This is a genomic window from Paracoccus sp. 22332 (assembly GCF_052045125.1).
Classification (GTDB): Bacteria; Pseudomonadota; Alphaproteobacteria; order Rhodobacterales; family Rhodobacteraceae; genus Paracoccus; species Paracoccus haematequi_A.
This window is the reverse complement of the sequence record NZ_JBQEOI010000117.1, coordinates 1-904: the sequence shown is the minus strand read 5'-3', so window position 1 is coordinate 904 and position 904 is coordinate 1. Positions and strand designations below refer to the sequence as shown.

General features: G+C 59.2%; 2 pseudogenes. Both read left to right on the top strand.

Going from position 1 to position 904, the window contains the following annotated elements:
• Nucleotides 1-111 precede the first annotated feature (111 nt).
• Nucleotides 112-533, top strand: a pseudogene (locus tag ACTJI6_RS24090) (integrase core domain-containing protein); the annotation flags it as partial.
• Between the two features lie 70 nt (nucleotides 534-603).
• Nucleotides 604-893, top strand: a pseudogene (locus ACTJI6_RS24085) (DDE-type integrase/transposase/recombinase); the annotation flags it as partial.
• Nucleotides 894-904: the final 11 nt, after the last annotated feature.

Below are 904 nucleotides of genomic sequence, written 5' to 3'. Positions count from 1 at the left end.
TACCCTTCAGCAGTTCATCCAGAAGTTCCTTGGAGATCGTCATGCATGCTTCCTTTCGGTGAAGCATGGACCGGACCACTCATACACAGAAGATCGGACACTCTCCATCGCGTCGGGTGGCGCGTCTCAACATCGATGACGACCGGCTTCGTCCTTGATGCCCTGAACCAGGCATCTGCCAGCGGGCGCCGTCCGAGGCTGACAGACTGATCCACCACAGCGACCGCGGCAGCCAGTATTTGTCGATCCGATACACCGAGCGCCTGGCCGAGGCAAGGATCGACACCTCGGTCGGCAGCGTCGGCGATTCCTATGACAATGCCTTGGCGGAAAGCATTATCGGTCTGTTCAAGACCGAGGTCATCAAGTTCCTCGGTCCCTGGAAGTCCGTTGGCCAGGTCGAGTGGGAAACCCTGAAATGGGTCGACTGGTATAACAACACACCCCTGCACAGCGCCATCGGTTACGTCACGCCGAACGAAGCAGAGGAGACCTTCTACGCAAGCTTCAATGCTGCCGAAAAAGCAGCCTAATCAGTGAACTAGAAACGCTCCGGTAAACCCGGGGCGGTTCAGGATGGACGGGGGCCTGCGCTTGATGCCGATCTACCAGAAGCCCAACACCAGCAAGCCGAGGAAGGGTCACAAGACCTATCACTATCTGCTGGGCGGCTGCGGGTGGATCGGCCCGGTCAGGTATGGTGCGCCGATATCACTTGCCTGCCGATGCGGCGCGGCTTCCTGTATCTGGTGGCGATCATGGACTGGTTCGCCCGCAAGGTGCTGGCTTGGCGCATCTCTAACACGCTGGAGGCCGACTTCTGCGTCGAGGCGTTGAATGAGGCCATCCACCGCTTCGGCGCGCCGGGGATCATGAATACGGACCAGGGCTCATAGTTCACGTC